At 60.1% G+C, this 1,405-nt stretch carries 1 protein-coding gene; it reads right to left on the bottom strand.

All coding sequences use genetic code 11. The features are described from left to right. Window positions 1-178: 178 nt before the first annotated feature. Window positions 179-1,405: IS4 family transposase (locus tag D3260_RS17045; RefSeq protein WP_120099807.1), on the bottom strand; the 1,227-nt coding region annotated here is incomplete at its 5' end.

Here is a 1,405-nt window from a genome sequence, read left to right as displayed (position 1 = left end):
CAATGCCGTTCACTTTACGATTCGCACGGAATAATCCGGCCTTCGATTGAGCGGTTCATCGCCTTTTCGCGACAAATAGTCTTTCGTACGCCGCTTGATTCGCCTTGGATTGGTTCGGCCTCTGGGGCTCGTGAGTGGCGAGGCGACCAGCTCCGAGATCAGTTCTTGCCACCACGCTTCAAACCGCTGAGGGGGGAACGGCGCCGCTGGCAGGAAGCTTTCGGCGCACGATGGAGACGGTGTGTTGGAAACTCTGTCGATCCGGCGGCACGTCGCGCGCCAACGCGGCTTCGAGCATGAGGCGTCGAATGGCGTGATGGGCCAACAGCAGTCCCCAGAACTCTTGGCGAACCAGTTCTGGCGTGAGACTCCGCAAGACCACATCAGCCCCCTTGAGGGTCGTCTTGATTTCGGCAAAGGCTGTTTCAATACGCCACCGCGTCTGATACAAGACGGCGAGTTCTTCGGCTGATGCGGCGTCCGGGTCGAGGATGGTCGTGATGAGCCGATAGATGGGTTCCGCGTCTTTTGCCTCGGGTAGCCGATAATCGATCACACGCACCGTGAGTGCTTCGATCGATGCGTCGCCCATTTTTGCTTTCGTTGCAGGCGCGGGCTTCATCTGGGACAGATACGAGCCGTCGGCCAGTTTTTCGATGACCGGCAACTTGCGGTTGTGTGGAATGCGCCAGAGCAGATCCGCGCCCGTTTCACAGGCGGCTTGCCACATCGGAAAGCCTGAAAAACCGCGATCTGCCACACACAACATTCCCGGCCTCAGCGCCGATAAGCTCTGGCGCGCCAAGCTATGTTCGGAGTCGGCATAACCACCCAACGTGACGCCGAATAGGCACTGCGTGCCGAACTCCAGCAAGGCGGTAAAACGCAACTGTGGATAGCCGGTTCGCCCTTGCTGCGTACCCGGCGCACCAAAAGCCTGGCGGTTCGCCGGCTGATCCGCGACTTCCATAGTCGAACCATCCAGGCTGACCAGGCGCCAGTTCCGAAAAAAAGCATGGGTTTGGGTGGGCTGTGCCTGCGGTTGTAAGCACTGCGCGGCCAGTGTGGCCATGACGTCGCTACCCAGGCGGGTTCGCGCGGCACTGATGCCGGACTTGCCGACGTTGCGGCGAATCGCCTGGTCACCGAGAAAGTCCATGCCCTCGGTGACAATCCGCAAGACTTCCTGCATGTTCACGTGGCGGTAAAGCGACATCGCCATGACGTAGTAGGCCACCGCATGGGCTGGCAGATCACGGCGGCGTTGGCTCTGACGCCCATGAAGACGAAGCGCTTCATCGACAAGCGCTGGCGAGACCAGGCGTGACAGCAATCCAATGCTGAGATAGTCCGCCATGCGGATGGGACCACCCAACGTCGACGCCTTGCCTGCCATGCCGATTAC

This window comes from Salinisphaera sp. Q1T1-3 (genome assembly GCF_003602005.1).
Classification (GTDB): Bacteria; Pseudomonadota; Gammaproteobacteria; order Nevskiales; family Salinisphaeraceae; genus Salinisphaera.
This window is presented reverse-complemented; position numbering and strand designations above follow the sequence as displayed.